The sequence below is a fragment of the Sphingorhabdus contaminans genome (genome assembly GCF_007280415.1).
Classification (GTDB): domain Bacteria; phylum Pseudomonadota; class Alphaproteobacteria; order Sphingomonadales; family Sphingomonadaceae; genus Sphingorhabdus_B; species Sphingorhabdus_B contaminans.
In genome coordinates this window covers 283,363-309,515 of the sequence record NZ_VKKU01000002.1, presented here as the reverse complement: position 1 = coordinate 309,515, position 26,153 = coordinate 283,363, and the positions used below count along the sequence as shown (strand labels likewise).

At 60.7% G+C, this 26,153-nt stretch carries 27 protein-coding genes; 10 read left to right on the top strand and 17 right to left on the bottom strand.

The genetic code is table 11. The features are described from left to right. Positions 1-2 precede the first annotated feature (2 nt). Positions 3-224 carry a hypothetical protein gene (locus FOM92_RS09690; RefSeq protein ID WP_143776678.1) on the bottom strand — a complete coding sequence of 74 codons (222 nt, stop codon included), beginning with the start codon at positions 222-224 and terminating at the stop codon, positions 3-5. 156 nt (positions 225-380) lie between these two features. On the opposite strand from FOM92_RS09690, the gene FOM92_RS09685 reads away from it, so the two are divergent. Next, the gene (locus FOM92_RS09685; protein WP_425473381.1) at positions 381-779 is read left to right on the top strand and encodes a glycine zipper 2TM domain-containing protein; all 399 of its coding nucleotides are present in this window, start codon (positions 381-383) and stop codon (positions 777-779) included. 57 nt (positions 780-836) lie between these two features. Here the strand turns inward: FOM92_RS09685 and FOM92_RS16195 are convergent, their stop codons facing one another. Further along, positions 837-968 carry a hypothetical protein gene (locus FOM92_RS16195; RefSeq protein WP_281285596.1) on the bottom strand — a complete coding sequence of 44 codons (132 nt, stop codon included), beginning with the start codon at positions 966-968 and terminating at the stop codon, positions 837-839. Between the two features lie 30 nt (positions 969-998). Between FOM92_RS16195 and FOM92_RS09680 the strand changes: the two genes are divergently transcribed. Further along, positions 999-1,538, top strand: coding sequence for a GNAT family N-acetyltransferase (locus FOM92_RS09680; RefSeq protein WP_143776676.1), 540 nt, complete (start codon positions 999-1,001; stop codon positions 1,536-1,538). A gap of 27 nt (positions 1,539-1,565) precedes the next feature. On the opposite strand, the gene FOM92_RS09675 is transcribed toward FOM92_RS09680, so the two are convergent. After that, the gene (locus FOM92_RS09675) at positions 1,566-2,699 is read right to left on the bottom strand and encodes a phospholipase D-like domain-containing protein (RefSeq protein ID WP_170226843.1); all 1,134 of its coding nucleotides are present in this window, start codon (positions 2,697-2,699) and stop codon (positions 1,566-1,568) included. 170 nt (positions 2,700-2,869) lie between these two features. Between FOM92_RS09675 and rpoZ the strand changes: the two genes are divergently transcribed. Both rpoZ and FOM92_RS09665 read left to right on the top strand, forming a co-directional pair. Continuing rightward, entirely contained in the window at positions 2,870-3,214 is a 345-nt protein-coding gene (gene rpoZ / locus FOM92_RS09670; protein WP_143776674.1) for a DNA-directed RNA polymerase subunit omega, read from the top strand. Positions 3,215-3,306: 92 nt separating this feature from the next. Continuing rightward, a complete protein-coding gene (locus FOM92_RS09665; RefSeq protein WP_143776673.1) occupies positions 3,307-4,569 on the top strand; it encodes a DUF3667 domain-containing protein in 1,263 nt (420 codons plus the stop codon). Here the strand turns inward: FOM92_RS09665 and FOM92_RS09660 are convergent. From FOM92_RS09660 to FOM92_RS09630, 7 genes are all read right to left on the bottom strand, one after another. Continuing rightward, positions 4,543-5,157 (bottom strand): DUF3800 domain-containing protein, encoded by a 615-nt coding sequence (locus tag FOM92_RS09660; protein ID WP_143776672.1) that lies wholly within the window; start codon positions 5,155-5,157, stop codon positions 4,543-4,545. The genes FOM92_RS09665 and FOM92_RS09660 overlap by 27 nt on opposite strands. A 25-nt stretch (positions 5,158-5,182) precedes the next feature. Continuing rightward, entirely contained in the window at positions 5,183-7,129 is a 1,947-nt protein-coding gene (gene ftsH, locus FOM92_RS09655) for an ATP-dependent zinc metalloprotease FtsH (RefSeq protein WP_143777796.1), read from the bottom strand. A 145-nt stretch (positions 7,130-7,274) separates the two neighbouring features. Further along, positions 7,275-8,222 carry a tRNA lysidine(34) synthetase TilS gene (tilS, locus tag FOM92_RS09650; protein WP_170226842.1) on the bottom strand — a complete coding sequence of 316 codons (948 nt, stop codon included), beginning with the start codon at positions 8,220-8,222 and terminating at the stop codon, positions 7,275-7,277. Further along, the gene (locus tag FOM92_RS09645) at positions 8,213-9,148 is read right to left on the bottom strand and encodes a tetratricopeptide repeat protein (protein WP_143776670.1); all 936 of its coding nucleotides are present in this window, start codon (positions 9,146-9,148) and stop codon (positions 8,213-8,215) included. Before FOM92_RS09645 ends, tilS begins: the two co-directional genes overlap by 10 nt. Positions 9,149-9,266: 118 nt before the next feature. Next, positions 9,267-10,268, bottom strand: coding sequence for a helix-turn-helix domain-containing protein (locus FOM92_RS09640; RefSeq protein ID WP_246087254.1), 1,002 nt, complete (start codon positions 10,266-10,268; stop codon positions 9,267-9,269). Positions 10,269-10,363: 95 nt separating this feature from the next. Continuing rightward, a complete protein-coding gene (ptsP, locus tag FOM92_RS09635) occupies positions 10,364-12,628 on the bottom strand; it encodes a phosphoenolpyruvate--protein phosphotransferase (RefSeq protein ID WP_211347387.1) in 2,265 nt (754 codons plus the stop codon). Positions 12,629-12,704: 76 nt separating this feature from the next. Then, positions 12,705-12,872, bottom strand: coding sequence for a YdcH family protein (locus tag FOM92_RS09630; protein ID WP_143776668.1), 168 nt, complete (start codon positions 12,870-12,872; stop codon positions 12,705-12,707). Between the two features lie 155 nt (positions 12,873-13,027). On the opposite strand from FOM92_RS09630, the gene FOM92_RS09625 reads away from it, so the two are divergent. After that, complete coding sequence (locus FOM92_RS09625; protein ID WP_143776667.1) at positions 13,028-13,225, top strand: YdcH family protein; 198 nt, start codon at positions 13,028-13,030, stop codon at positions 13,223-13,225. Between the two features lie 133 nt (positions 13,226-13,358). Beyond that, positions 13,359-13,808: a DUF1465 family protein gene (locus FOM92_RS09620; protein ID WP_143776666.1), complete on the top strand. Its 450-nt coding sequence runs from the start codon at positions 13,359-13,361 to the stop codon at positions 13,806-13,808. A 197-nt stretch (positions 13,809-14,005) separates the two neighbouring features. On the opposite strand, the gene FOM92_RS09615 is transcribed toward FOM92_RS09620, so the two are convergent. Beyond that, positions 14,006-15,817 carry an ABC transporter transmembrane domain-containing protein gene (locus FOM92_RS09615; protein WP_425473380.1) on the bottom strand — a complete coding sequence of 604 codons (1,812 nt, stop codon included), beginning with the start codon at positions 15,815-15,817 and terminating at the stop codon, positions 14,006-14,008. 152 nt (positions 15,818-15,969) lie between these two features. Between FOM92_RS09615 and FOM92_RS09610 the strand changes: the two genes are divergently transcribed. Next, on the top strand, positions 15,970-17,208 hold the full coding sequence (locus FOM92_RS09610; protein WP_143776665.1) for a polyhydroxyalkanoate depolymerase: 1,239 nt from the start codon (positions 15,970-15,972) through the stop codon (positions 17,206-17,208). 128 nt (positions 17,209-17,336) lie between these two features. After that, complete coding sequence (dgcA, locus tag FOM92_RS09605) at positions 17,337-18,332, top strand: N-acetyl-D-Glu racemase DgcA (protein ID WP_143776664.1); 996 nt, start codon at positions 17,337-17,339, stop codon at positions 18,330-18,332. Here dgcA and FOM92_RS09600 read toward each other — a convergent pair. The 6 genes from FOM92_RS09600 to FOM92_RS15955 form a co-directional block, all read right to left on the bottom strand. Next, the gene (locus FOM92_RS09600; RefSeq protein ID WP_143776663.1) at positions 18,327-18,827 is read right to left on the bottom strand and encodes a pyridoxamine 5'-phosphate oxidase family protein; all 501 of its coding nucleotides are present in this window, start codon (positions 18,825-18,827) and stop codon (positions 18,327-18,329) included. The two genes, dgcA and FOM92_RS09600, sit on opposite strands and share 6 nt — an antisense overlap. 350 nt (positions 18,828-19,177) lie before the next feature. After that, entirely contained in the window at positions 19,178-20,356 is a 1,179-nt protein-coding gene (locus FOM92_RS09595; RefSeq protein ID WP_143776662.1) for an acetyl-CoA C-acyltransferase, read from the bottom strand. A gap of 24 nt (positions 20,357-20,380) precedes the next feature. Then, positions 20,381-20,839 carry a MaoC family dehydratase gene (locus tag FOM92_RS09590; RefSeq protein WP_143776661.1) on the bottom strand — a complete coding sequence of 153 codons (459 nt, stop codon included), beginning with the start codon at positions 20,837-20,839 and terminating at the stop codon, positions 20,381-20,383. A 184-nt stretch (positions 20,840-21,023) separates the two neighbouring features. Next, entirely contained in the window at positions 21,024-22,193 is a 1,170-nt protein-coding gene (locus tag FOM92_RS09585; protein WP_143776660.1) for a mechanosensitive ion channel family protein, read from the bottom strand. A 77-nt stretch (positions 22,194-22,270) separates the two neighbouring features. Then, positions 22,271-23,635, bottom strand: coding sequence for a putative O-glycosylation ligase, exosortase A system-associated (locus FOM92_RS09580; protein WP_143776659.1), 1,365 nt, complete (start codon positions 23,633-23,635; stop codon positions 22,271-22,273). Beyond that, entirely contained in the window at positions 23,628-23,798 is a 171-nt protein-coding gene (locus tag FOM92_RS15955; RefSeq protein WP_170226825.1) for a hypothetical protein, read from the bottom strand. The genes FOM92_RS09580 and FOM92_RS15955 overlap by 8 nt, the downstream gene beginning before the upstream one ends. 101 nt (positions 23,799-23,899) lie before the next feature. Between FOM92_RS15955 and FOM92_RS09575 the strand changes: the two genes are divergently transcribed. Together FOM92_RS09575 and FOM92_RS09570 are read left to right on the top strand one after the other, a co-directional pair. Continuing rightward, complete coding sequence (locus tag FOM92_RS09575) at positions 23,900-25,123, top strand: TIGR04063 family PEP-CTERM/XrtA system glycosyltransferase (protein ID WP_143776658.1); 1,224 nt, start codon at positions 23,900-23,902, stop codon at positions 25,121-25,123. Between the two features lie 30 nt (positions 25,124-25,153). After that, positions 25,154-26,134 (top strand): hypothetical protein, encoded by a 981-nt coding sequence (locus tag FOM92_RS09570; protein WP_143776657.1) that lies wholly within the window; start codon positions 25,154-25,156, stop codon positions 26,132-26,134. Positions 26,135-26,153 lie beyond the last annotated feature (19 nt).

Sequence of the window (26,153 nt, the reverse complement as noted above, 5' to 3'; positions counted from 1 at the left end):
GCTTAGATGATGCCGCCGCCCATCCAGAGGCGCAGCGCGCAAATGCCCATGACGACAAAGCAGAAATTGCGCCCCGAATTCTTGTCCGAAGCGGCGCCGAAGGCGGCACCGACACCGGCAATCAGGATGATCAGCCAGTTGAGCCATCCCAGCAGGGGGATGAAGCCGATAATGGCAAGGATAAGGGCGATGGTTCCGAACAGGAAAGCAATAACATTAGCCATGACGCATCTTAGGGACAGCATGTCCGCAGGTGCAAGCGCGAAAAAATCTCCTCTGGCCGCTTCGTGGCCACGTCTCGTCTCTTCGTCGAAAAGCCGTGCAACCAATGTTCAGGTTGGCCGGTTTACGATCCGGAAGGTTCACGAAGGAGAATGAATGTGAAGAAAACAATGATCGCACTGGTCGCCGCAACGTTGGCAATTCCTACCGTCGGACATGCGGCCCCGCAATTCCAGGTACAGTCGGCCCACGCCACTGTGACCGAAAGCAGCGCCTTTGATGGCCGCCGCGAACGTGCCTACAACCGTGGCTATCGTGAAGGCCGCCGTGACGAGCGTGTCAGCCGCAACACCCGCGTATGGCGCGGTGAAGACGGTCGTGCCTATTGCCGCAAGAAGGACGGAACGACCGGTCTTCTGATCGGTGGTGCCGTAGGCGGCCTTGCCGGTAACGAGATTGCCGGACGTGGCGACAAGACATTGGGCACCATATTGGGTGCCGCAGGTGGCGCATTGCTGGGTCGTGAAATCGACCGTGGCGGTTCGCGCTGCCGTTAAAAGTTAAAGAAGAGTCCTACGGGTCGCACTAGCAGGACGCTTCATGAGGGGGTTGTTTCAACCGAGGCAACCCCCCGCAGAGATTGCACCGGGATTCCCCCTCCCCATCTGCCCGGTGCAGAAGATCGCGGCATCGCCTTTCAACAGGCGGTGCCGCTTTTTCTTGTGCGCCGCCGATGCGCGCTGCATAGAGCGCGCCTGTCGAGCAGGAGAGTAGATATGAGCGCCGGACCTTTTCTGATCACCGAACGGATGATCCTGCGCCCGCCATCTGCCGAAGATTTTGAAGGCTGGGCCGCCTTTTGCGCCGACCCTGTGACCATGACCCATCTGGGCGGTGTCAAAGGCCGCGGCGAAAGCTGGCGGATGCTGTGCACCATGGTGGGGGCATGGCAGGTGCGCGGCTATGCCATGTTCTCGATGATCCTGCGCGATACCGGCCAATGGATTGGCCGCACAGGCCCGTGGATGCCCGAAGGCTGGCCCGGTACCGAGGTCGGCTGGGGCGTGGCGCAGGAATTTGCCGGCAAAGGCTATGCCCATGAGGCGGCGGTGGCGAGCATCGATTATGCGTTCGATGTGCTGGGCTGGGACAATGTCATCCACACCATCGACCCTGCAAACACCGCATCGGTGGCGCTCGCAGAACGGCTGGGCTCCTATGACCAGGGCGAAACGCGGCTGCCCGATCCGTTTCAGGATATCCCGGTGCGTGCGTGGGGGCAGAGCAAGGCGGAGTGGAAGGCGCGTGCGGGGTGATAAAAGGGACTGTCCCCAACGCCCAGACTACCGGCTCCGCAACAACCCGAATTTGATCCGCCGGCCCACCGTATAATCCACCGAGTTCACGAGGAAATAGGCAAGGCCGCCCTTGAAACGGCTCCACCAGCTGTCGCGGCGGGACAGAAGCGCTGTGGTCTGCTGTTCCGACTGTGCGACCAGCGTGTCGATCAGCCCCCGCATATGGGTCGCCAGCGCATGGTCCTTCACACGCAACATGATTTCCAGATTGATGAACAGGCTGCGCACATCGAGATTGGCCGACCCGATATAGACCGCATCGTCGATGACCATCAGCTTCATATGAAGCGGACGGGTCTGATATTCGTAGATGTGCGTCCGGCGTTTGATGAGATAGCGGTACAGGACGCGCGCCGCGGCAATGGTTGCACCATTGTCGGTCTTGCCCGCCATGATCAGGCGTGAACCCTTGTTCCGCTTTGCCACCCGCGCAATCCGGCGCAGGATCGTCTGGGACGGGGAGAAATAAGCCGATACGATGTCAAACCTTTTGCCCACCTGAAGCGAGCGTTTCAGCGTCAGCGCCCAGGGTGAAATGCGGTTTGTCGGCCCGCCCAGCAACCACTGCACCTCGCCAATGCCGGGGCGCCAGCTTCTTATGATCGAACGCAGGCCCAGATACCGGACCTTCCCGCCCTGCGACAGCCTGTCGAGTTCGTCGAAATAGCCCGCAAGATGTTCCACCTCCGGTCCCGAAACGACCAGACCCAGATCTTCCCAGCTTTCATCGCCCTTTCGCCCGAAATACTGGTCGGTGATATTAAACCCGCCAATCAGCGCATGGGCATTATCGGCGATCAGCATTTTCTGGTGGTTGCGGATGAAATAGCCGAGGCCCTTACGCGTGCTGAAACAATGGTAATGGCCGCCCGCCTGCACCAGCGGATCGAAAAAGGCGTCGCTGATATCGCCCGAACCGAAACTGTCGATGATGAGGTGGACCGCAACACCCCGCTGCGCCGCCGCCACCAGTTCTGCCAATATTTCCCGGCCGGTTTCATCGTCGGCAAACATGTAGAAGAATATGCGCAGCTTTGTTTGTGCCGCCGATATCAGCGCATGCATCGCCGCCAGCCGCTCTTCAGGGGCATGGACAACATGCAGGTCATGGTCCGCCACATGAAATGGCGTTCCCGGAAATCGCACGGCTGGGGAAGGGCCCTCCATCCGACTGAGGTAGTGCCTCGGCCTCTCCACGGCAAGGGACGTGCCGTTTTCATTGACATTTTGACCGGCAAACCCTAGGTGCGCTCTACTTTTCCGAAATTTGTGAAGAATCAGGAGCCAGCATGGCACGCGTTACCGTTGAAGATTGTATTGATAAGGTCACCAACCGTTTTGACCTCGTATTGCTGGCGGCTGAGCGCGCACGCGAAATTTCCGGTGGTGCAGAACTGACTCTGGACCGCGACCGCGATAAAAATCCGGTCGTTGCGCTGCGCGAAATCGCCGAAGAGACCATCCGTCCGGAACATCTGAAAGAAGGTCTGGTCCAGTCGCTGCAGAAGGTGCAGGTGGACGAAGATGAAGAAGCCGATGAAATCGGTTCGATCAGCCTGTCGGCAGAGGCACTTCGCCTGACCGCAGCCGCCCCCGCACGGGGCGCTGGCATGCAGCGCGATTACGACCGGTAAGACGGTCCATCCGTAAAAAAAGTTCAAGAGGCCCGGCATTGTCCGGGCCTTTTCTTTTTGGCATTCCCGGAACGCGCTGATAAACAGACCGCATGAGCGGGGAATTGGCCGGGGCAGCAGATATTATCGCAGGTGCGGCGCTTGCCCGCGCCGTGGAACCAGAGGCAGGCGAAGGGCGCAGCGCAACGGAGCGCGTCTGCCTGAATTGCGGCGCGACCCTGATGGGGGCGCATTGCCATATGTGCGGGCAAAAGGCCCATGTGCACCGCACCTTGCATGAATTCGGTCATGATATCCTGCACAGCGTGCTGCATTTTGACGGCAAGATCTGGCGTACATTGCCGATGTTGTTGTGGAAACCCGGGGATTTGACGCGCCGCTATGTCCATGGCGAGCGGGCCAAATTTGTTTCCCCGCTGGCTCTGTTCCTCTTTTCGGTGTTCCTGACCTTTGCGACGTTCAACTGGCTGGTCCCCGATGGCGGGTCGTCGGCCACCGCGCCGCAGTCTATTGAACGGGTTCGCAAGGAATATCAGACGGACCGCAAAGAAATCGAAGATGCCATTGCCCTGTTAGAGGCGGAGAAAAAGGCTGATCCTTCGGATGCCGAGCGCATCGACGCCAAGATCGCGCGCAACCGGGAACGGCTGCAGAGTCTTGAAGACGGGCGGGGCCGGGAATTGCGGGAGAAGGAAGCCGCCAATGAACAGCTCCTCGCGGAACGCCGCAAGATCGATGCGGACATAGCGCGTCTGGAGGATGACCTTGAAAAGGCCCGCAAAGCCGGCCAGCCGACCAAGAAACTGGAAGACGATCTAAGTGGTGCAAAAATGGCGGCGCGGGTGATGCGTACGGCGGCGGGCGGATTGGAAAACGGGTTTGAGGATGAAGCCAACTGGAATTTCACCGACCTCAATTTCCCCGGATCGGGCGCGCTGAACAAGGCGGTCAAAACGGCGCAGAAGAACCCGCAACTGCTGCTCTACAAGATCCAGTCCAACGCCTATAAATATAGCTGGTCGCTGATCCCCATTTCGGTGCCCTTTGTCTGGCTGCTCTTTTTCTGGCGGCGGCGGTTCAAGATGTTCGACCATGCGGTTTTCGTGACCTATTCGATTACCTTCATGATGCTGCTGTGCAGCCTCAGCGCGATATTGATCAGCATGCCGGGTACGGAACCCTTTGGCGGCGTATTGCTCGCATTCTATCCGCCGATCCACATGTACCGGCAAATCCACCATGCCTATGAAACGTCGCGCTTCGGCGCGTTCTGGCGTATGTGCTTTCTGCTTGTCTTCGCCATGACGGCCCTGATGCTGTTCACGATGCTAATCGTCAGTCTGGGCGTCACCTGACAGAACGCGCAGGCGGACTTTTCCGCTTTCCAGATAGGGCGCGACAATGGCGGCCATGCGCGCCTGCCGGTCGGTGACCATGGCGCGGTTGAAAAATGTGTTGGCAATGACATCGGCAATCTGCAGGCCGGGCAGGCGGTGGCTGAGTTCCAGTTGCGCCTGACCACAGGGGCCGATGATCGCCGCGATATCCTTGCGCACCAGCGCGAGTGTTTCCGGGCCATAGCGGCCATCGTCCATGAAAACGCTGACGCAGCCGTCGGTGGCGGGCATCATGGCGCCGATCACATCTTCGAGTAATTGCACATAAATGGCGACATCATGGTCGCCCCGGTCGCTGCCCTGTTCAGGGACGAGCGCGGAGATGGCAATGCCGACCGTGGCGGACCAGTCGGCGTCGTCGAGGATTTCTAAAAGAAGGGCGCGTTCGGCAAGGTCGATACGGCTTCCCTTCAGTTCGCCGGTCAGGCCGGTGACTTCGCGGAAACGGGCGAGGGTTCTTTCGGCATCCGCCGCTTCGATGGACAGGCCGGCTAGGGTCATGACACCCCGGCCGACACCGCCTGATTCATCGCAATAGATCGGCATGATGCCGGACCCCCCCGGTCGGTGCTTATGCGCCTTGCGGGTTAGGTTCGCCCGAAACGCCGGACTTGCGGCGGCCGGCCTTGGGTATGGCGGTGCCGATCTGCGGAATGCTTGTCGGCTTGGCGATCTTGCCATCGTCCCGCTCGAACTTGCCGGTTGCCAGCAATTCCTTGATCTCGTCGCCCGACAGGGTTTCGAACTCCAGCAATGCGTTGGCCAGCAAGTGCAACTGCTTGTTATGCTTTTTCAGCAAGTCGGTCGCCCGCTTATGGCCGCCTTCGACCAGCTTGCGGATTTCGGCGTCGATCTTTTTCGCGGTTTCGTCCGACATGGCCGAACGTTGCGACATGCCATAGCCGAGATAGCCGTCCTGCCGCTCTTCATATTGCAGCGGACCCATTTCGTCGGACATGCCCCATTGGGTGACCATGTCGCGGGCGAGGCTGGTGGCATATTGGATATCGCTCGACGCGCCCGACGACACCTTGTCATATCCGAAGATAAGCTCTTCGGCGACGCGGCCGCCCATCGCCACCGACAGGTTGGCGTGCATCTTGTCGCGGTGGTAGCTGTAGCTGTCGCGTTCGGGCAGGCGCATCACCATACCCAGCGCACGGCCGCGCGGGATGATGGTTGCCTTGTGGATCGGGTCCGATGCCGGTTCGTGGATGGACACGATGGCGTGGCCGGCCTCGTGATAGGCGGTCATCTTCTTTTCGTCTTCGGTCATGACCATCGACTTGCGTTCGGTGCCCATCATGACCTTGTCTTTGGCGTCCTCAAATTCCTGCATGGCGACAAGGCGCTTGCCACGGCGTGCGGCGAGCAGGGCGGCTTCGTTCACCAGATTGGCAAGGTCCGCACCGGAAAAGCCGGGGGTGCCGCGGGCAATGACACGGCCGTCGACATCAGGTGCGAGCGGCACTTTCTTCATGTGCACTTCAAGGATCTTGACGCGGCCATCAATGTCGGGGCGCGGCACGACGACCTGGCGGTCGAAACGGCCGGGACGCAACAGGGCGGGGTCGAGCACGTCGGGACGGTTGGTGGCGGCAACGATGATGATGCCTTCATTCGCCTCAAAACCGTCCATTTCGACGAGAAGCTGGTTCAGCGTCTGCTCGCGCTCGTCATTCTGGTTGCCAAGGCCTGCGCCACGGCTGCGGCCCACGGCGTCGATTTCGTCGATGAAGACGATGCACGGCGCGTTTTTCTTGGCCTGTTCAAACATGTCGCGCACGCGGCTTGCGCCGACGCCGACGAACATTTCGACAAAGTCCGAACCGGAGATGGAGAAGAAGGGCACACCTGCCTCACCGGCAATCGCGCGGGCGAGCAGGGTCTTGCCGGTGCCGGGCGAACCGACGAGCAACGCGCCCTTGGGGATTTTACCGCCAAGGCGCGAGAATTTGTGCGGGTCCTTGAGGAACTCGACAATTTCCTGCAGCTCTTCGCGGGCTTCGTCGATGCCGGCGACATCTTCAAAAGTGACGCGGCCATGTTTTTCGGTCAGCAATTTCGCCTTGGACTTGCCAAAGCCCATCGCACCACCGGCGCCGCCGCCCTTCTGCATCTGGCGCAGAACGAAGAAGGCAATGCCGAGGATCAGCAGGAAGGGAAGCGCCTGATAGAGCAGGATCAGCAACAGGCTGGGCTGTTCTTCGGCCTTGCCCTGTACATCGACGCCCTTTTCATCGAGCAGCGGGTAGAGGCCACTGTCGGCGGGAATGGGGATGGTGACGAAGGTTTCGTCATTCTGAAGCTTGCCGGTAATCCGTTCGGGCGCAATCGCGACAGACTTCACCTCGCCCGCTTCCACCTTTTCGCGGAAAGTCGAATAGCTGATGCCTTTTGCAGGTTCCGAAGTGCCGCCAAATACGGACGCAACCAGCAAAATGGCGACAATGATTGCCGACCAGATGGCCATGTTGCGCAAAAGCGGATTACCTTTGGACTCCGGTTCGTCGTTCATCATTTACGCCTTGATTATCTTAACCCTATCGCGAAGTGCGAGGGGACATGGTGGCAATGTAAGCGCGAATGCGTGAATGACAATATAACGAAGCGCAAATTTTGCACGGAAAAGCGGTCTTTCCTGTGCTTTGCCTCGTGCGGGGCTATGCCGACCGTGGCGGCGCGGGCGCGACCGTCCAGCGATCCCCTCCACTGCACAGCAAATTGCCGATCATCGCGGTCCGGCCCGCGTCCAGTTCGGCGAGCAGATGGTCGATGGCCTCCCCCCTTGGCTGCAGCGCGGGATCGAGGCGTGTGATGCAAGCAAGCAGCAGGCGGCGCCTCAGTTCGCGGGGCAGGCCCGACGCATCGCAGCTGAGGGCGTCTCCATCCTCCACTATCCGTTCCTGCACCAAATTCTGCACCATCCACGCGAGCGCGTCGGAGGCATCGTGCAGGGCGCTGGCGGTGCGGTTGGTACGTGCGATTGTGAAGGGATGCGGTGCCTGCGCGAGCCACTGTCGGATGGCGACGCGGTCAAATTCGACATTGGTGTTGCTGGGGTCGCGTACCGGGTCAAGACGCGCGCGGGCGCAAATATCCTCGCACTCCGCCTTGGAAAAGGCGAGCATGGGGCGGATGATGCGGCCATTGCGGCTGCGGATTGCCGCCATGCCGTCAATCCCGCTGCCCCGCGCCAGCCGCATCAGGACCGTTTCCAACTGGTCATCGCCATGGTGCGCGGTCGCGATCAGGGCGCATCCCTGACCGTCGGCGGCCTGTTCCAGCAGGCGGTAGCGCGCCGCGCGGGCCTGCGACTGGAGATTGCCGGTAATCGCCGTTTCGGGCCGCAGGGTCAGGTGCGGAACCGCGATACGGGCGCAGATTTGCGCGACAAAATCGGCCTCCTCAGCGGCTTCGGGGCGCAGGCCATGGTCGACGGTCGCGGCAATAATCGCCCCCGGCCGCGCCTCTGCCGCCAACAGCAGGAGCGCGAGACTGTCAGGGCCACCGGAAATGGCCAGAAGGATTTTGCTATCCGGTTCCGGCGCGAAGCTGTCCAGCGCCCGCCGGAAACGGTCGAGATATTCGGGCGGCTGGCTTATTTGCACTTGGCCCGTGTTTTGCCGCCGGCAATCCGGTCGGCAAGGCGCCCTGTGGCCACATCCGGATAGGATTTCGCCAGCTCGCTAAACGCTTCGCACGCTTCGGCGGTCTTGCCGAGATCGGTCAGGGCCGAGCCCAGGAAGAAAAGGCTTTCAGGCGCACGATCGCCGCGCGGTTCGCTCTTGTAATTGTCGTAAAATACCTTGACCGCGGTCGCCGGTTTCTTGTCGTCAAGCCATGCGCGGCCCAGCAGGTTGCGGGCGTAGCTCAGGCGCTTGTGCTTGGGATGCTTCTTGATCGTTTCTTCGAGCGTCACCTGCGCTTCGGGATAGAATTTCGCCTCCCACAGGCGGAAACCATAGGTGTAGCCATCTTCAAAAGTATCGCCGGTCGCAGGCTTTTCCACCGCAGCCACAGCGGCCGTCCGGGCGGCCGAAGGCTTGGCGGTCGTGGCGGCCGCCGGTGCGGCTGTTGCCGGCTTGGGCTTGGCTGCCGCTGCCGTGGCGACGGGCGTCGGGGCAGGGGTGGTGACAGCAGGCGCTGCCGAAGCGGTCCCTGCGGCGGCCTGATCGGCCTGCGCCTTCAACTGCGCTTCAACCGCCTTCAGCCGGGCTTCCATCTGCCGCATGGCATTGTCATGCTGTTCAAACTGGCCGGTCAGCGCGGCCAGTTGGGTTTCCAGCGCGTCGACACGCACCAGCAGGTCGGCGGTCGCGGTCGAGGAGGAGGATGTCGCCGGCTTCTGGGCGGTCGGGGACTGGATCTCGGGCTCCAGAAACTTGCCCGCGCCATTGGGGAAGACCTGCCTCTGGACCGCGCGCATTTCCTTTTCGAGCTTGCCGACGCGGCCGTCCAGATTGGCATCCTGCGCCAGTGCGGACACGCTCATCATACAGGCGGCACTGCCTAACAGCAGGTTTCTCATTATCATCGGGCTACCCTCCAGAATGTCGACCAAAGCAGTTTTCTATAGCTTGCCCGATTCACGCAATAAAGGCCGAACGCAACAGGCAATGTAAAGATTGGCATCCGATAATGCAGGATCGGCCTTAATTCCCGCTATTCTCCGCCGCCGGTGCTGCGGGTGCAGGGGCTTCTGCCGCCTTTTCAACGGTCTTTTCGGTGACGCGTTCGGCGGGCGGACTGGACGCAGGCGCGCGGCGTTCGGCGGGGCGTTCGCGCGTCGCGCCGCTGTTTCGGTTGCCGGTGCCAGTACTGCTGCCAGTGCTGTTGCTGCTTGTGGTTGTGGTCGCCGTGGGCGTGCCGGTCGCCGTGCTTTCCGGCGCAGTACGCGCCAGCAGGGCTTTGGCGCTGATCTCAAGGTCGGCAACGGTCTTGTCCGCCGGACCAAGCGGCGGAACTTCCTTGCCGCCTACGGTCACGGTCAGCACTTGCGGGCGTCCCGTCACGATCATCGGCTTGTTGGCATCCTGCGGCACGGTGAAGCTGTCACCCCTCACCATTTCCTTTTCATAGAGCCGCTTGTTGTCGGCATCATAGACCTTCACCCAGACATTGTCGGTCGCGGTCAGGACAACCGGGCCTTCGGCATTGGAGGATGCGGCGGGGGCGGTGGCGGCCGATGCCGTTTTTTCGGCGGCAGGTGCGGGCATCGAAATGTCGCCGCCACTGCCCAATGCCATGCTGCGCCAGACGAAATAGGCGATAACCAGCGTAACGCCAATCGCCGCAGCCGTCCATGCAAGCGCACGCGACGGGACGCGGGCCGGGTCAGCGGGTTCGTAATTTTGCAGCGGTGCCTGATATCCTTCATGCCCACCCTGGGCGAGTTCGGTCCGCAATTCGCTGCTGACCTTCGCAGGGTCCATATCGACCGCGCGCGCATAGGAACGGGCAAATCCGAGTGTGTAGGTAGAGCCGGGCAGTGCGGCAAAGTCTGATTTTTCAATGGATTCCAGATGCCGCATGGGCACCCGTGTCTTTGCAGCGAGGTCGGAAAGGCTAAGGCCCAAACGCTCACGCTCCGCCTTCAGCTGTTCGCCGACGGTTTGAAAACGAAATTCTTCCTCGCTCGGTGAATCGTCACCCACTGCAAATCTCCACGGCCCGTTTCCCTCCACCTCTCCGGGCGGATGCCGGACAATGGCATCGTGCCGATGAAAGTCAATCGATAAAGGGTGTAAATTCAGCCGGTTTCGATACCCTGAGCCGTAGCCCAGACGGATAAGGCAGAGCGCAGATTCTGCGGCGGTGAAGCGAGCAACTCGGTCATCTTCGCCTGGATGCCCGCATGCTCGGCAGAACGGATCATGGCCTTCACCGGACCCACGGCGGCGGGCGTGATGGACAGGCGGCGGATACCCAGTCCGATCAGCGCCAGCGCCTCCAGACTGCGTCCGCCCATTTCGCCGCACACGGCGACATCCACGCCATAGCCCTCCGTGGCGTCGACCACACGCTTTATAAAGCGCAGGATCGCAGGGCTCAGCCAGTCATAACGCTCGGCCAGACGGGGGTCGGCACGGTCGGCGGCGAACAGGAATTGCGTCAGATCATTGGTGCCGATGGACAGGAACTGGATTTTGGGCAGCAGGACATCAAGCGTCTCGGCAAGTGCCGGAACCTCCAGCATCGCGCCATAGCGCACCTTGCTCGGCAACTGCTTTTTCAGCTTGCCCAGAAATTCGATCTGCCCTTCGAAAATGGCCTTGGCCGCATCAAATTCCCAGGGTTCGGACACCATCGGGAACATGACGTTCAGCGTGCGCCCGGCGGACGCCTCGATCAGGGCGCGGGCCTGTGTTTTCATCAACCCTGCATGGTCAAGCGACAGCCGCAATGCGCGCCAACCGAGCGCCGGATTTTCTTCCTCGCTGGTTTCGTCCTTCAGATAGGGCAGGGCCTTGTCCCCGCCGATGTCCAGCGTACGGAAAATCACAGGCTTGTCGCCCGCGGCGTCCAGCACATCGCGGTAGAAACGCTGTTGCCGTTCGCGCTGCGGCAGGGTGGCGGAAATCAGGAACTGGAATTCGGTGCGGAACAGGCCGACACCCTCCGCCCCGGTGGTTGCCAGCGCCGACATATCGTCGCGCAACCCTGCGTTGATCATCAGGGTGATCGGAAGCCCGTCCTTCGTGACCGCCGGATCGTCGCGCATCGCGGCATAGCGGGCTTTCTTTTTCTGCCGGTCGACCAGCTGGTGCTGGAAACTTTCCTCGGTGCTGGCCGATGGTCGTACGATGACGCTTTTTTCATCGGCGTTGAGAAGGATCATCTCGCCATCGCGGACCTTATGGCGGATTCCGCGCACGCGGCCGAGCACGGGTATGCCCATGGCGCGCGCGACGATGACGACATGCGCGGTCAGCGATCCTTCTTCCAAAATGACCCCGCGCAACCGGCGCTTGTCATATTCCAGCAGTTCGGCAGGACCCAGATTGCGCGCAATCAGGATGGAATCCTTTTTAAGGCCGAGCTGCGCCGCCGTGCTCATCTGTCCCGACACGATGCGCAGCAACCGGTTCGACAGATCCTCCAGATCGTGCATCCGGTCGGCGAGCAACGGATCGTCAATCTGCCGCATCCGCATCCGGGTGCGCTGCTGCACCCGTTCGATCGCGGCTTCGGCGGTCAGGCCGCTGTCGATGGCTTCGTTGATGCGGCGGCTCCAGCCCTCGTCATAGGCGAACATCTTGTAGGTCGCGATGACCTCCTCATGTTCGCCGCCGGTGCCGAAATCGATCTGGCTCGCCATGCGGTCAATCTGTTCGCGCATCTTGTCGAATGCGGAATAGACGCGCTGGCGTTCGGCCTCGATATCTTCGGCGACGGTGTGTTCGATGCGGACATTGGGCTGGTGGAAAATGGCGACACCGGCGGCGGCCCCTTTGACCAGCGGCAGGCCGGTCAGCACGATCGTGCCGGTTTCGATGCCCGAACCCACTTCGGGATCGTCAATCAGGTCGGCATTGGCGATCAGTTCGGACAGGACCATCGCCACGGTCTGCAACGCCTCAATCTCGACCTCTTCATATTTGCGGGGTTCGACATGCTGAACGGCAAGCACGCCGACGGCGCGTTCGGACCGGACGATGGGGACCCCTGCAAAGCTGTGAAAGCGTTCTTCGCCTGTTTCCGGGACATAGCGGAAATTGGGGTGCGCGGCGGCCTCGTCGAGGTTCAGCGTCTCGACATTTTCGGCAATGGTTCCAACCAGACCTTCGCCCAGGCCCAGACGGGTGACATGCACGGCGGCCTCGTTCAGACCGCGTGTGGCGAACAGTTCCAGCGCACCGTCGCGCAGCAGATAGATCGAGCAAACCTCGCTTGTCAGCGCTTCGCCAATGATATTGACGACATGGTTCAGCTTGCCCTGTGCATGGTTTTTGGATGCCATGACTTCGTGCAGGCCGGTCAATATGTTACGGGCGGAACGGGTAGCGCTTTCCATTATTCGGCACCTAGCAGATGCACGATGCGCAAGCGATACCCCCGCTCAAATTTTATTCCAGGAAAAAGCCCGTGGATCAGGCAGGAAGCGATTCCTGCGTGAGCATATCCTTCAAATGGAGTTTCTGCTTTTTGAGGGAATGTATCAGCCCGGTATCGGGCAGCGGGCGGTTCGTTTCGCGCTCCAGCTTTGCTTCCAGTTCGGCATGTTTCAAACGCAATGCGGACATGTGACTGTTGTTCACCTCATTCTCCTTTCAAGAGACTCGACGACTTGGAACGAGAGTAAATCATGAAAGCTTAACGATGTCTTCCCCCAATTCGGTCCAATTTGTAGCTTTGGGATGATGGGTCTTATTTTGACGATGACTTGTTAACCCCAATAAGGTTAGAGGGGATTATGAACGACGAAGGTTACCAGCAGCAGCTTGAACAGTTAAAAGTTGAGCATCGCGACCTTGACGATGCAATCCGCGCGCTTTCATCGCAGACGATCGTCGACCAGTTGCAGATTGCCCGGCTGAAGAAAAAGAAACTGATCCTTAAAGACCGCATCATGCGTCTGGAAGACCAGCTTGTGCCGGATATCATTGCCTGATTGGCCTTTTCGCCATTTTAACCATTTTACATTTATCTATCAGGCGTTTCATCCCGGTACAGTTGTGCCCGTGACCCGCTTTTGCGCCGATTTGCGCTAACAATTTCGCAGTGTCGGTGGCATAAGGTCGCAGATGGAAAGTCTGCATCACGAACTCACCCCGAAACTGCTGGAATCGCTCTATACCGAAGCGATGATTCTGGCTGACGAGGCGCGTTCCTATTTTGACCGTGACCAGATGACCGTCAATCTTTCGCCGGAAGTATCCGTCGCCTTTTCGTGCGAATCGTTAAAGGTGACGACCCGCCTGATGCACAGCATTGCGTGGCTGCTTAACCAGAAAGCAATTCTTGCGGGCGAAATTTCCCAATATGACAGCCTGACCGATGCGCGCGATCTGGGCTATTCGCCGGCCAGCGACTCGTTCCAGGTCGAACGATTCCCCGAAGAAGCCCGCACCCTGATCGCGGCAAGCGAAGACCTCTATTTCCGCCTGCAGCGCCTCAGCCAGAAAATGCGCAGCGCCGATATGCCGGTCCCCGAGCCGCTCGCGATGATCGAAAGACTGCGCGCCTCTTTTTGAGGTTTTGTTGGGTTCGCCCCCCCTCTCTCCTTTAGGGGAGAGGAGCGAGACTTGGCGGCTTGCCGCCTAGTCGCAGCGGAGAGGGGAGAAACGGCGAGGTGCGGGCGCGACCTCCCCCTCTCCAACTTCGCCTAATTGCTAAAGCAATAAGGCTTCGTATCCTCTCCCCTAAAGGTGAGAGGTCAAAAATTTGCCCCTCACGCGTCGAACTGCAAACTCGCCAATCGCGCGTATAGGCCACCCGCGGCGCTCAGTTTTACATGGTCGCCTTCTTCGACAATGCGGCCCTGGTCCATCACGATGATCCGGTCGGCGGAACGCACGGTGGCGAGGCGGTGCGCGATGACGATGGTCGTACGGTCCTTCATCAGATGGTCGAGCGCATCCTGCACCAGACGTTCGCTTTCGGCGTCGAGTGCGCTGGTCGCCTCGTCGAGCAACAGGATCGGTGCCTGACGCAGGATCGCGCGGGCGATGGCGATGCGTTGCCGCTGGCCACCCGACAGGCGGGCGCCGCCTTCTCCCAGATAGGTATCAAGCCCTTGCGGCAATTCGCGCAGGAAACTGGCCGCATTCGCCTGTTCGGCCGCGTGCCAGATGGCCGCGTCATCCGCCAGCCAGTTGCCATAGCGCAGATTGTCGCGCGCGGAGGAGGCGAACAGGACCGTGTCCTGCGGCACATAGGCCATGCGCAGACGGATTTCGGCAGGGTCCGCGCTGGTGAGCGCAACGCCGTCGATGCGGATCGCGCCGCTTTCGGGATCGTAGAAACGCTGCGCCAGCTGGAACAGCGTCGACTTTCCGGCACCTGATGGGCCGACCACGGCAACGGTTTCGCCGGGGCTGACCTTCAGGCTGAAATTATCGAGCGCGGATATTTCGGGCCGGGTGGGGTAGCGGAAGTTCACATTCTGGAACTCAAGCTGTCCGCGCGGGGGCGAGGGCAGGGCGACGGGTTTGGCAGGCGGGGCGATGTCGGGCTCTGCCGCCAGCAGCTCGGCCAGACGGCCCGAGGCCCCTGCACCGCGGACCAGATCGCCATAGACTTCGGTCAAAGCCCCGAACGCACCGGCAACGAGCCCGCCTGTCAACACGAACGCGGCAATGGTGCCGCCCGAAATCGTGCCTTCGGCGACGCCTTGCGCACCTTCCCACATCAGCAGGGTGATCGCGCTGAAAATCAGGGCGATGACAATGGCGGTCAGCATGGCGCGCAGGCCGATGCGGCGCTTGGCCGCGGCAAAGGTGTTTTCAACCGCGTCGGAAAAGCGGATATGTTCGCGCCCTTCCTGCCCGAAGGCCTGCACGATCTTCAGCGCGCCCAGGCTTTCCGAGGTGATGGTACCGATATCGGCAACACGGTCCTGCGAGGAACGCGACGCCTTTTCCAGCCGCCGGCCGATCACAACGATCGGCAGGACCACAATCGGAATGCCGATCAGAAGCGCCGCGGTCAGTTTGGGCGCGAGGGTGAACAGATAGATGATGCCGCCAATGCCGATCACCAGATTGCGTGCGGCAACCGATACGGTCGTGCCGACAATCTGTTCGATGACAGCGGTATCGGCGGTCATGCGGCTCGCAATTTCGGCGGGCCGGTTTTCTTCAAAAAAGCGCGGCGCGAGGCGGAGGAGGTTTTTCTGCACCGCGACGCGGATGTCGGCAACCACGCGCTCACCCAGCCAGCTCACAAAATAGAAACGCAGCGCCGTCGCCACGGCGAGCACGGCGACGATCATCAGCAGATAGCGGAAATAGGGGTCGATATCGCCGCCATTGGCGATGAAGCCCTTGTCGATGATCCGCTGGAAACCCGCAGGGATCGCCAGCGTCGCGCTTGCCGCCACCGCCAGAGCCACCGCCGCATAAAGGATCTGGCGGGGATAATGGCTTGCGAAACGGGCAACCATCCGCAGCTGCGCCAGTTTGCGGCTGGGCTGCGGCGTTTCCGGGGCTGTTTTTTCGGCAGGTTCGGCGGGTTTCGCCGTCGCAAGGGTCTGTTCAGTCATGCCTAGCGCCTAGCAGTGCGCAGACAGGCAAACAATTGCGGAGAGGGAGGAAGTATTAAGTTTTTTATGGTGCAATGCACAATAAAGGCTTATGTCGGGCCCGATATGCAGGTGCCGGCAACGGCCCGGCGGATATTTTTAAGGACGTACTGATGCTTTACACCGGTTATGATATTCAGCGCAGCTGGCTCGCAGGCGCAGGCTGGATTGCGCAGAAGCAAGCCGATTTCCTGAACAATTTTGCGACCGGCCCGTTCAGCTATGGCGGCCTTGCCCCCATTGCGGCCTCCGCGCTTGACGTCTTTGCCCATTCGGTCATGCCGCGCGGAAAGCCCGCCTTCGGACTCGATTTTGTCGATATTGACGGAAAGCATCTGCCCGTCACCGAAATCAACGAAGCGCGCAAGCCCTTCGGCCAGCTCAAGCATTTTACCTATGAAGGCAGCACCGAAAAGCCGCGTCTGCTCATCTGTGCGCCCATGTCGGGGCATTTTGCCACCTTGCTGCGCGGCACGGTGGAGCGGATGCTGCCCGTGTATGACGTGTATATCACCGACTGGAAAGATGCGCGCGATGTGCCCCTGACCGGCGGTGGCTTCGATCTGGAAAGCTATATCGACTATCTGATCGAGTGGCTCGAATTCATCGGTCCCGATGCGGGCGGTCGCGGCGCGCACATGCTAGCCGTGTGCCAGCCGTCGGTTCCCGCCTATGCCGCCGCCGCGATCATGAGCGCGAACGACCATCCGCTGCGCCCGCGCACGCTGACCATGATGGGCGGTCCCATCGACACCCGCGAAGCGCCCACCGCCGTCAACGATCACGCGACACGCCGTCCGCACGACTGGTTTGTGCAGAATGTGATTGCGACCGTGCCCCCCTATTATAAAGGGTCGGGGCGCCGGGTGTATCCGGGCTTCCTGCAATTGTCGGGCTTCATGTCGATGAACCTTGGCAACCATATGATCAGCCACTGGTCCATGTTCTCCGACCTCGTCAAAGGGGATGGGGAAAGTGCGGACCGGCACAAGGAATTTTACGACGAATATCGCGCGGTGTGCGACATGACCGCCGAATTCTACCTGCAGACGGTCGACACCGTGTTCCAGCGCCACCTGCTGCCCAAGGGCGAATTCAACTATCGCGGCAAGCTGGTCGACCCCGGCGCCATCAAGGACATCGCCCTGCTCGCCATCGAAGGGGAGCGCGACGATATCAGCGGCCTTGGCCAGACCAAAGCCGCGCTGAAAATCGCAACCGGCCTGCCCGACAGCCACAAAAAATACCATATGGCACCCGAAGTCGGCCATTATGGCATCTTCAACGGCAGCAAATGGCGCGAGCGGATTGCGCCCGTACTGGAAGACTGGATCGCCACGCATAGCGGTTGAGGGGTTGGGTGTATACATACCCCCCCTTCTTCCTTTTGACGAAAAATCAAAACCTTCCCCACTGAAACCCGGCTTGCATTGCCGCCGATAGTTGGCCAGTCTGCTTGAGGATAAGATGGGGTGGGGCCATGGCGCTACGTATAAGTGCAGCTGTCGAACGCTGGCCGGTTGCAGGGCAATTCATTATCGCGCGCGGGGCCAAGACCTATGTCGATGTGCTGGTCGTCGCCGTCAGCGACGGGGCGCATTTCGGGTTAGGCGAGAGTACGGCCATCTATTATAATGGCGAAACGGCCGAAAGCTGCCTTGCCGAGGTCGAGGCCGTGTTGCCGCAGCTGGAACCAATGGACGCGGATGGCGCGCGCGAGGCGGTGCAGCACCTCCTTCCGCCCGGCGCGGCGCGCAATGCGCTCGACTGTGCGCTGTGGGATCTGGCGGCCAAGGCGGCAGGCGTGCCCTTATGGCGCTATGCCGGTCTGGAGGCTGCGCCCGCGCCGCTGGTCACCGCCTTTACGATCTCGCTCGGCGAACCGGATGTGATGGAGGCGGACGCCGCCAAGGCCGCCGCCCGCGGCTTCGGCCTTTTGAAACTAAAACTGACAGGGGATGGCGATGTCGCCCGCGTGGCCGCAGTCCGCGCAGGTGCACCGGATGCGCGCCTGATTGTCGATGCCAATGAAAGCTGGGGCGACCTCGATATCGCGGCCGAGGCAGCGGCGCTGGCCGGTCTGGGTGTGGAGATGATCGAACAGCCGGTCGCTGCAGGACGCGACGCGCTCCTGGCGGATGTGCAGGCTTGCCTGCCGTTGCTGGCGGACGAAAGCTGCCACAGTGCCGCCGATGTTGCGCGGCTGGCACCCTATTATGACGGGGTGAATATTAAGCTTGATAAGGCAGGGGGCCTGACCGAGGCGTTAAAGATTGCGGACGCCGCGCAGGAACGCGGGCTTAAGGTCATGGTCGGCTGTATGCTGTGCACCAGTCTTGCTGTCGGCCCGGCCTTTCTGGTCGCGCAACGGGCGGACTGGGTGGATCTGGACGGACCGGCGCTTCTTGCCGAAGACCGGCCCGACCATTTCGGTTTTGACGGCGGGACAGTCGCCCCGATGCCAAGCTTTTTATAGGCTGACTTCGGCAACCTTGTCCTTGTAATCTTCCTTGGGGTCGATGCCGAGAAGCATCTTGATACCGGCAACCACGCTGGACGCGTCGATCCAGATTTCAGCACTTTCCGGTTCCAGGCGGATGAGTGCGATTTTGGGATCGTCCTTGCCGTCATACCAGGCCGCAACAAAGCGGTTCCACAGACGGTCGATGATCACCGGGTCCCGTGTCGTGGTCAGCGTGCCGTGCACGGTCGCCCACACATCATGGCCCTTGGACGTGAAATGCGCCATGGCACGCGCGTCCTGGTTGATCTTCTGGTAAAGCCCGTTTTCGGTCGAGGTGAAAAACCAGATTGGCCCGCTGTAGAGATTACCTTCCAGCTCTTCATCGTCGAGCTGCGCCGTCATCGGCCGCGCATGGCCGTCTTCGCCCTCGGCAAGGCCCAGAAACATGGTCCGGTCGGACTTCAGCGCCTTCCAGAATTTTTCCTTGATTTCGGTATGGTTTGTCATGTTCGTCTCCTTTTCAGGAGAGCAAACCTGCTCAGGGCGTTTGGGTTCCGTCACCCTGACCCCCTCTCCCGTTGGGAGAGGGGGCGGTCATCGGACATCCGCTTATACCGCCCGGAGCCCTTGAAACTCGAAACGACCGTCACCCTGGTGACTACGTTCCAAACAGGCAGTCCCAAAAAAGGTTGAACCCGGCCGTTACAGCGACCGGGTTCTAGAAAGAAATGGAATGACTTCCAGACTGTATTTTGGCTAATTTAGGAAGTTGCCTTATAAATCAAGACCCTATTCCATATTGATCGCCAAAGCGGAGGAGGAGACAGGCCCAAACAGGCCCGCCTCCACATTGCGCCTTAAAAGATTTCAAACAGCCCTGCTGCGCCCATGCCGCCGCCGACGCACATGGTGACGACGCCATATTTGGCACCGCGGCGTTTGCCTTCGATCAGGGCGTGGCCGGTGCAGCGCGCGCCGGTCATGCCATAGGGGTGGCCGATGGAGATCGAGCCGCCGTTAACGTTCAGCAGTTCATTGGGGATGCCCAGCTTGTCGCGGCAATAGAGCACCTGCACGGCGAAAGCTTCGTTCAGTTCCCAGATGCCGATATCGTCCATTTTCAGGCCGAAACGCTGCAGCAATTTCGGGATGGCAAAAACCGGACCAATGCCCATTTCGTCGGGCTCGGTGCCGGCGACGGCCATGCCGACATAGCGGCCCAGCGGATTGAGGCCCTTCTTTTCGGCAACCTTGGCTTCCATCAGCACGCTTGCCGACGATCCGTCGGACAACTGGCTGGCATTGCCGGCGGTGATCGTCATGTCCGGGCCAAGCACGGGCTGGAGCGCTTGGAGTCCGGCCAACTGGGTGTCGGCGCGGTTGCCTTCGTCCTTGGCAATGGTGACTTCTTTCTGGGTCACTTCGCCGGTTTCCTTGTTCGTCACATTCATGGTGGTGGTGACGGGAACAATTTCAGCATCGAAATAGCCGGCGGCTTGTGCGGCGGCGGTGCGCTGCTGCGACTGGAGGGCATATTCGTCCATGGCATCGCGGCTGATATTATAGCGCTTGGCAACCACTTCAGCGGTCTGCAGCATCGGCATATAAATGGCGTTGTGCATTTCGATCAGTTCACGGTCGGGCTGCACCCGCATTTCTTTGGTCTGCACAAGGCTGATCGATTCCTGACCACCGGCGGCCATGATGTCGACATTGTCGACGATGATCTGCTTGGCGGCCGTGGCGATGGACATCAGGCCCGACGAGCATTGGCGGTCCATGGTCATGCCCGATACCGAGATCGGCAGTCCGGCCCGCAGCGCCACCTGACGCGCAAGGTTGCCTGCCTGTGTGCCCTGCTGCAACGCGGCGCCCCACAGGACGTCGTCAACTTCGCCGCCTTCGATGCCAGCGCGTTCGACCGCGGCCTTCAGTGAATAGCTGCCCAGGGTCGGGCCGGTGGTTGCGTTGAACCCGCCGCGATAGGCTTTGCCAATGGCGGTACGGGCGGTGGAAACGATAACTGCATCACGCATGGGAGTGGTTCCTTGAATAGAAGATTATACGAAAAACTGGCTGATCCATTCGGCCTGAAGGGCGGGCTTGTCCTCGCCTTCAATCTCGACCGTGAATTCGAGCGTCTGCTGCCATTGGCCGGGACGCTTTTCGACCAGCTCAAGCAGCTTGAAATGGCCGCGCACCCGCTTGCCGGAACGGACAGGTGCAAGGAAACGGGTTTTGTTGCCGCCATAGTTGACGCCCATTTTGACGCCTTCGACGCGGGGCGTGTCCGATTTTGCGGACATGACGGGGAATAGCGACAGCGTCAGAAAGCCATGGGCAATGGTCCCGCCAAAGGGGGTCATTTTGGCCATTTCTTCGTTGACGTGGATGAACTGGTGATCGCCTGTTGCATCGGCGAATTTGTTGATCATCTCCTGATCAACCAGAATCCATTCGGATGTGCCGATTTTTTCACCCACTTTGGTGGCGAGTTCGGCGGGGGTTATGGTGGTCATCGGCATTCCTCCTAAGCTTGATTTTGCCCTATCGTGGCCCGATTGGCGGCGATTTACAACCCCTGCGCATTTGCCGTTACGGCATGCTTGGATGTTGCGGCAACTGGCGAAATGGCCAGTGCGGGAGGCCGGGTGATTCTCTCAAAAAATGTCGGTCGGTGGGGACTGGCCCGTTATCCAGACATCAACTCTTCGTCCGGGTCTTCGGTGCCGCCGCAGGCGCATAAGGCATCACCAGCGTGCCGTCCGGGGCGGCGGTGAAGGTTGTCTGCGTGGGATAGGCAAATTCGATGCCTTCGCTGGCAAATCGCTGGACAATTGCGATGCCGATCACATGACGTGCGTCGAACATCTCTTCGGCGTCATCGCTGGTGACATCGAACACCAGCTGGAAATCGAGCGAACTTGGTCCGAAAGTGAAGAAACCTGCACGGATATATTCATAGCCATGCTCTTCCACGATTTCTTTCAACAACACCGGCACTTTGGCCGCAACCTCGGGCGGTGTCTGGTAAACCAGGCTGAGCGGAAAGGTGATCCGGCGATAGACGGTCAGCGTGTTGTTGGTAATTTCCTTTTCCAGCAGCTTGCTGTTGGCAATGATCTTCTCCTCCCCCGTCAATGCGCGCAGGCGGGTGCTTTTCATGCCGATCTTTTCAACACGTGCGGTCGTCGTGTCATAGGTGACCGTGTCGCCCCGGCGAAAGGGTTTGTCGAAAATGATCGAGATGGCGGCAAACAGGTCGGAAAATATGCCCTGCGCGGCAAGGCCGATGGCGATACCGCCGACGCCAAGCCCGGCGATCAGGCCGGTGACATTCACGCCCAGATTGTCGAGGATGACGATGGCCGCGATGGCGAACAGGGCGAAGCTGACGGACAGGCGGATCAGGACCATCGCGCTCGCCAGCGTGTCCCGCTCATGCTGGCCTTCGTTCACCCGCCGTTCGATCAGGCCCAAGATGATTTCGCGCAGCCATACCGCGATCTGGATCGTGACCGCGATGGTGAACAGCACGTCCACGGTGCGCGTCAGCATGTCGGGCGCGTTGGCGTAGCGGTTGACGACCTCGACCGCGACCATCACGCGGAAGAATTTGCTGGTGCGCGCAAGTGTGCGGGCGATGATGGATTTAAGCTCCGCGCGATGCTCGCTTTCCCGCGCGACCTTGGCCGCGATCCGCTTGAGCCAGCTCAGTAACAGGAACACTACCACCGCGGCGGCGACGGCTATTCCAAGCTCGACAACATTGCCTTCCACCCAGGTGACCAGTGTCGTCCAGTAGGCTTCGAGGCGGGGGAGAATGGCGTCAGGATTGATGCGGGGGGCAGGGGTCGGCGTCGTTTTGGTCATGCTTCGGCTTTAAGGGGGTTCTTCGCCGCACACAATGCGCCTGATGGGGCTTTGTTCCCGTGGCGCTGCCTTCGCCTTTAGGCCTCGGCCAGTTTCCGCCGGCTCGTCAAGGGCCGCCACGCCGCTTCCTTGCGGCGGCGGGCGAGATAGGTGTCGAAACTGATCTGCAGCGCGATCAGCATGTAGAAAAAGGTCTGGAACGCGATGCCTACAAACAGCGAGCCGACCAGATAGATGATCTGGCTGTTCTGCAAGGCGGTGGCGAGCGGGGCGATCCATTGTTCGTCGGGGCGGTTGCGTTTGCGGTACATCCGGCTGATGACCTCCATCCGCCAGACGCCGCCCAGATGGATGATGAGCCACATCAGCAGGCCCGGAAAGCCCTGCTCGCCCAGCATTTCGAAATAGCTGGAATGGAAGGCGCGGCCTTCGTCGACGATCTCGCGCACGGCGGGTGCGTCAAAATCGGCGGGTTGGTCCGGATTGCTGCGCTGTTCCATGTCATAGCGGATGCGGTTCTGCCGGTAGACGTCAAAGCCGCCGCCCAGGGGATGCTCCTTCACATATTCCCAGGTCCACGCCCAGACGGCGAGGCGGGTGGAGGCGGATTCGTCGGCTTTGTAATTTTTGATCGTGTCCGCGCGCGTGGTGAAACTGGACGGCAGGAACGGCACGGCGGCCAGCCCGACCAGCGCGACCGCGCCCAGATACAGCATCCGGTGCCGGACATAGCGCAGCAGCAGGATGCCGAGCACCGCAATGCACACAATACCCGTGCGCGCCTGCGTCCCGACAGGGATAAGAAGGCAGGCGAAAATCAGGCAAGCGGCATAGGCGCGCACTTTCCAGTCGGGTTTGAAGATCGTCCCGTGTTTGGCGAGCCAGAGGATGAGGGGGATGATGGTGATCGCGACGCAGGACACGATACTGCCTTCGAACAGGCCGCTATTGTCGTCGATCAGGATGACGAGCGAACCATAGCCGCCGCCACCCGCCGCGGTCTTGATTCCGCCGGTCACAATCAGGGCGGACGCGCAGAGCACCATCGTCAAAATGGTCGCCTCCATCCGCAATTTGGTGCGCAATGTCAGCGGCAGGAAGGCCGCAAACACCAGCGCTTTCCAGACCCAGTTCCATTTGTCGAGCGCCGCCACGGGTTCCGCCGCGACCGAGGTGGTGTAGCCGCAATAGCCGAGCAGCAGGATCAGCAGGAACCAGCGCGGCGACACGCGCACGTCCTTTTTATCATCGCCGAGCGCAAATCCCAGAAAGGCGAGAGCAAAGAGGATCAGCGACAGCGGCACCGAGTTCAGCAGGAAATAACTGAGCCGTTGCGGCGACACGATGTCGACATAGGCGTAGACCAGCGTGAACAGGAATGGCCGCTTGAACGCCATCAGCATGATGAGCGCGATATAGCCGACGAAGATCAGGTCACGCATCGGGCGTACCCCCGGGCCCCGGCCGCCGGGGCTTTGCAAATCCGGTTGGCTTTTCGTCCGGTGCCGGCGGATCTTCGACGTCGAGGTCGGGCCGGTTCATGAGATGCCACAACGCAAATGCGAGCAGGGCGTGACTCAGCAGGATCGAAAAATTGTCGATCACCGGGGATATGTCCCATTTGGCCGGGCGGCGCCTGTCATAGCTTGCCTATATCCGCGCCGGGTTGACGTGACGTTAATCCTTTTCTGGCAGGGATTTGGCCCATGTCGCGCATACTCCACATTCTCGATCACAGCCTGCCGCTGCACAGCGGTTACACGTTCCGCACCCGCGCCATCATGAAGGCGCAGGCTGCCGCCGGGTGGGATGTCGCCGGAATCACTGGTGTGCGGCAGTATCAGCACGGACAGCTTCCCGATGCCGCGCAAGAGACGGTCGAGGGCCTGACCTTCCACCGCACTTTGGGTGAAGTGTCCGGACCTTCGCCCTTGCGCGAATGGCGGGAAATCGCCGCGCTTGCCGATGCGATCGTCGCGCTGCACGCGCGCTGGCCGTTCGATCTGCTCCACGCCCATTCGCCCGCCCTCAACGGTCTCGCCGCCTTTCGCGCGGCGCAGCGTCTCAGCCTGCCGCTGGTTTATGAAATCCGCGCCTTTTGGGAAGATGCGGCGGTCGGCAATGGCACGGGCAGCGAAGGTTCGGCCAAATACCGCCTGACGCGCGCGCTTGAAAATTATGTGGTGAGCCATGCCGATGCGGTCGCGGTCATCTGCGAAGGGTTGAAAAGCGATCTGGTCGGGCGCGGTGTGCCGCCGTCGAAAATCACCATTTCCCCGAACGGCGTCGACCTTGAACTGTTCGGATCACCGCCGCCGCCCGACGCCGCGCTCGCCGCCGAGCTTGGCCTGACGGGCAAGGATGTCATCGGCTATATTGGCAGCTTCTACGATTATGAGGGGCTGGACGACCTGATCGCCGCCATGCCGTTAATGGCGCATGATGCCCATCTGCTAATGGTCGGTGGCGGGCCGATGGAGCAGGCACTGCGCGCGCAATCGCTGGCATCGCCTTGGGCCGACCGTATCCATTTTGTCGGCCGCGTCTCGCATGAGGAGGTCGAGCGTTATTACAGCCTTGTCGACCTGCTGGCCTATCCGCGCAAGAAGATGCGCCTGACCGATCTTGTCACCCCGCTCAAGCCGCTGGAGGCGATGGCGCAGGGGCGGCTGGTTGCGGCATCGGACGTCGGCGGGCACCGGGAACTGATCCGGGATGGCGACACCGGCACCCTGTTCGCTGCCGATAATCCGGCCGACCTTGCCGCCGCGCTGGACCGCCTGTTTGCCAACCGCTCCGGCTGGGACGCGATGCGCGACCGGGCGCGGCATTATGTCCGGAATGAACGCAGTTGGCAGAAGAATATTTATCGTTACGATCCTGTTTACCATTTGCTGATAGGGGATAAGGCAATTGCCCGAGCGGCGTGAACGCAAGGGTGGACCAACAGGAAGTACAAAATGCCGAAAAGCGTGCCAAACAGCCAGGTTAAAGCCGTTGCGATTGCAATGGCGGGTGCAACAATGGCCGCCGTTGCGACAATGTTTGTACCTGTTACCCTGCTCGAATCGGTGACCGGCGCGACCGGACTTTCCGAACTGGTTCCTGCCGCACGCGCGCCTCTTGGCGACACGGCCCGCGCCTTGATCGCTTTTGGCACCGGTGCCTTCACCCTGTCGGCATTGACCTATCTGCTGCTCCGCTTTGATGGCGCAGCAAAGCATCGTCCCGCACCTGCTCCCGTCGCAGAGCCATCCGTGCCGGACTGGATAATTGACGAGGAAGACGAAAAGCCCGGCTTTGCCGACCGTCTCGCCCGTTTCCGCATGCCTGCCCTTTCCTTGCCGAAAATGCCCTGGCAGCATGACGAAGACGCCATTACCGAACTTGCCGATTTGCCCAAGCTGCGCAACGGCGATGCCCATCCCGACGCCCCGCCCCGCCGCCCGCTGTCCGCAACACAGGATCTGCCGGTGCTCGACCTTGCAGATGTTGCAACCGAGGTCACTCTGGCGCCAGCCGCTGAAGAGCCCGCTGCTGAGGAAATCGGGACGCAGGAGCCTGTTGCGGATATGGCCCTCGCCGAAATCGCGCCCGAACCGGTGGCACCTGTGGCCCCCGTCGCTGCCGAAGATGTGCAGCCGACACTCGCCGAAATGGTCGCCCAACTGGAGGCCGCCGTTGCCGAACGGCAGAAACAGCTTGCCGAACTGGAAAGCGTCGCCGCGATCCTTTCGATGCCGCAGCCCGCCGCCCAAGCGGACGAAGACGCGCATATCCAGGATGTCGCCGACGCCGATATCAGCATCGAACCCACCCGCGACGGCCGCCCGGCCCTTGAAGTGGTGCATGATGTAGCCGCCGTGGAAGATGACAATATGGACTCCGCCCTGGCCGCGGCGCTTGCAACGCTGAAACGGATGAACGGAACCGCGCGCTAAGCGTTCCGGCCCTGTCGAC

Bases quoted from the DNA above. Each gene is read 5' to 3' on its own strand.
- FOM92_RS09690 (WP_143776678.1), bottom strand. From the start codon at position 224: ATGGCTAATGTTATTGCTTTCCTGTTCGGAACCATCGCCCTTATCCTT.
- FOM92_RS16195 (WP_281285596.1), bottom strand. From the start codon at position 968: ATGCAGCGCGCATCGGCGGCGCACAAGAAAAAGCGGCACCGCCTGTTG.
- FOM92_RS09680 (WP_143776676.1), top strand. From the start codon at position 999: ATGAGCGCCGGACCTTTTCTGATCACCGAACGGATGATCCTGCGCCCG.
- rpoZ (WP_143776674.1), top strand. From the start codon at position 2,870: ATGGCACGCGTTACCGTTGAAGATTGTATTGATAAGGTCACCAACCGT.
- FOM92_RS09665 (WP_143776673.1), top strand. From the start codon at position 3,307: ATGAGCGGGGAATTGGCCGGGGCAGCAGATATTATCGCAGGTGCGGCG.
- FOM92_RS09660 (WP_143776672.1), bottom strand. From the start codon at position 5,157: ATGCCGATCTATTGCGATGAATCAGGCGGTGTCGGCCGGGGTGTCATG.
- ftsH (WP_143777796.1), bottom strand. From the start codon at position 7,129: ATGAACGACGAACCGGAGTCCAAAGGTAATCCGCTTTTGCGCAACATG.
- FOM92_RS09645 (WP_143776670.1), bottom strand. From the start codon at position 9,148: ATGATAATGAGAAACCTGCTGTTAGGCAGTGCCGCCTGTATGATGAGC.
- ptsP (WP_211347387.1), bottom strand. From the start codon at position 12,628: ATGGAAAGCGCTACCCGTTCCGCCCGTAACATATTGACCGGCCTGCAC.
- FOM92_RS09625 (WP_143776667.1), top strand. From the start codon at position 13,028: ATGAACGACGAAGGTTACCAGCAGCAGCTTGAACAGTTAAAAGTTGAG.
- FOM92_RS09620 (WP_143776666.1), top strand. From the start codon at position 13,359: ATGGAAAGTCTGCATCACGAACTCACCCCGAAACTGCTGGAATCGCTC.
- FOM92_RS09615 (WP_425473380.1), bottom strand. From the start codon at position 15,817: ATGACTGAACAGACCCTTGCGACGGCGAAACCCGCCGAACCTGCCGAA.
- FOM92_RS09610 (WP_143776665.1), top strand. From the start codon at position 15,970: ATGCTTTACACCGGTTATGATATTCAGCGCAGCTGGCTCGCAGGCGCA.
- dgcA (WP_143776664.1), top strand. From the start codon at position 17,337: ATGGCGCTACGTATAAGTGCAGCTGTCGAACGCTGGCCGGTTGCAGGG.
- FOM92_RS09600 (WP_143776663.1), bottom strand. From the start codon at position 18,827: ATGACAAACCATACCGAAATCAAGGAAAAATTCTGGAAGGCGCTGAAG.
- FOM92_RS09595 (WP_143776662.1), bottom strand. From the start codon at position 20,356: ATGCGTGATGCAGTTATCGTTTCCACCGCCCGTACCGCCATTGGCAAA.
- FOM92_RS09590 (WP_143776661.1), bottom strand. From the start codon at position 20,839: ATGACCACCATAACCCCCGCCGAACTCGCCACCAAAGTGGGTGAAAAA.
- FOM92_RS09585 (WP_143776660.1), bottom strand. From the start codon at position 22,193: ATGACCAAAACGACGCCGACCCCTGCCCCCCGCATCAATCCTGACGCC.
- FOM92_RS09580 (WP_143776659.1), bottom strand. From the start codon at position 23,635: ATGCGTGACCTGATCTTCGTCGGCTATATCGCGCTCATCATGCTGATG.
- FOM92_RS09575 (WP_143776658.1), top strand. From the start codon at position 23,900: ATGTCGCGCATACTCCACATTCTCGATCACAGCCTGCCGCTGCACAGC.
- FOM92_RS09570 (WP_143776657.1), top strand. From the start codon at position 25,154: ATGCCGAAAAGCGTGCCAAACAGCCAGGTTAAAGCCGTTGCGATTGCA.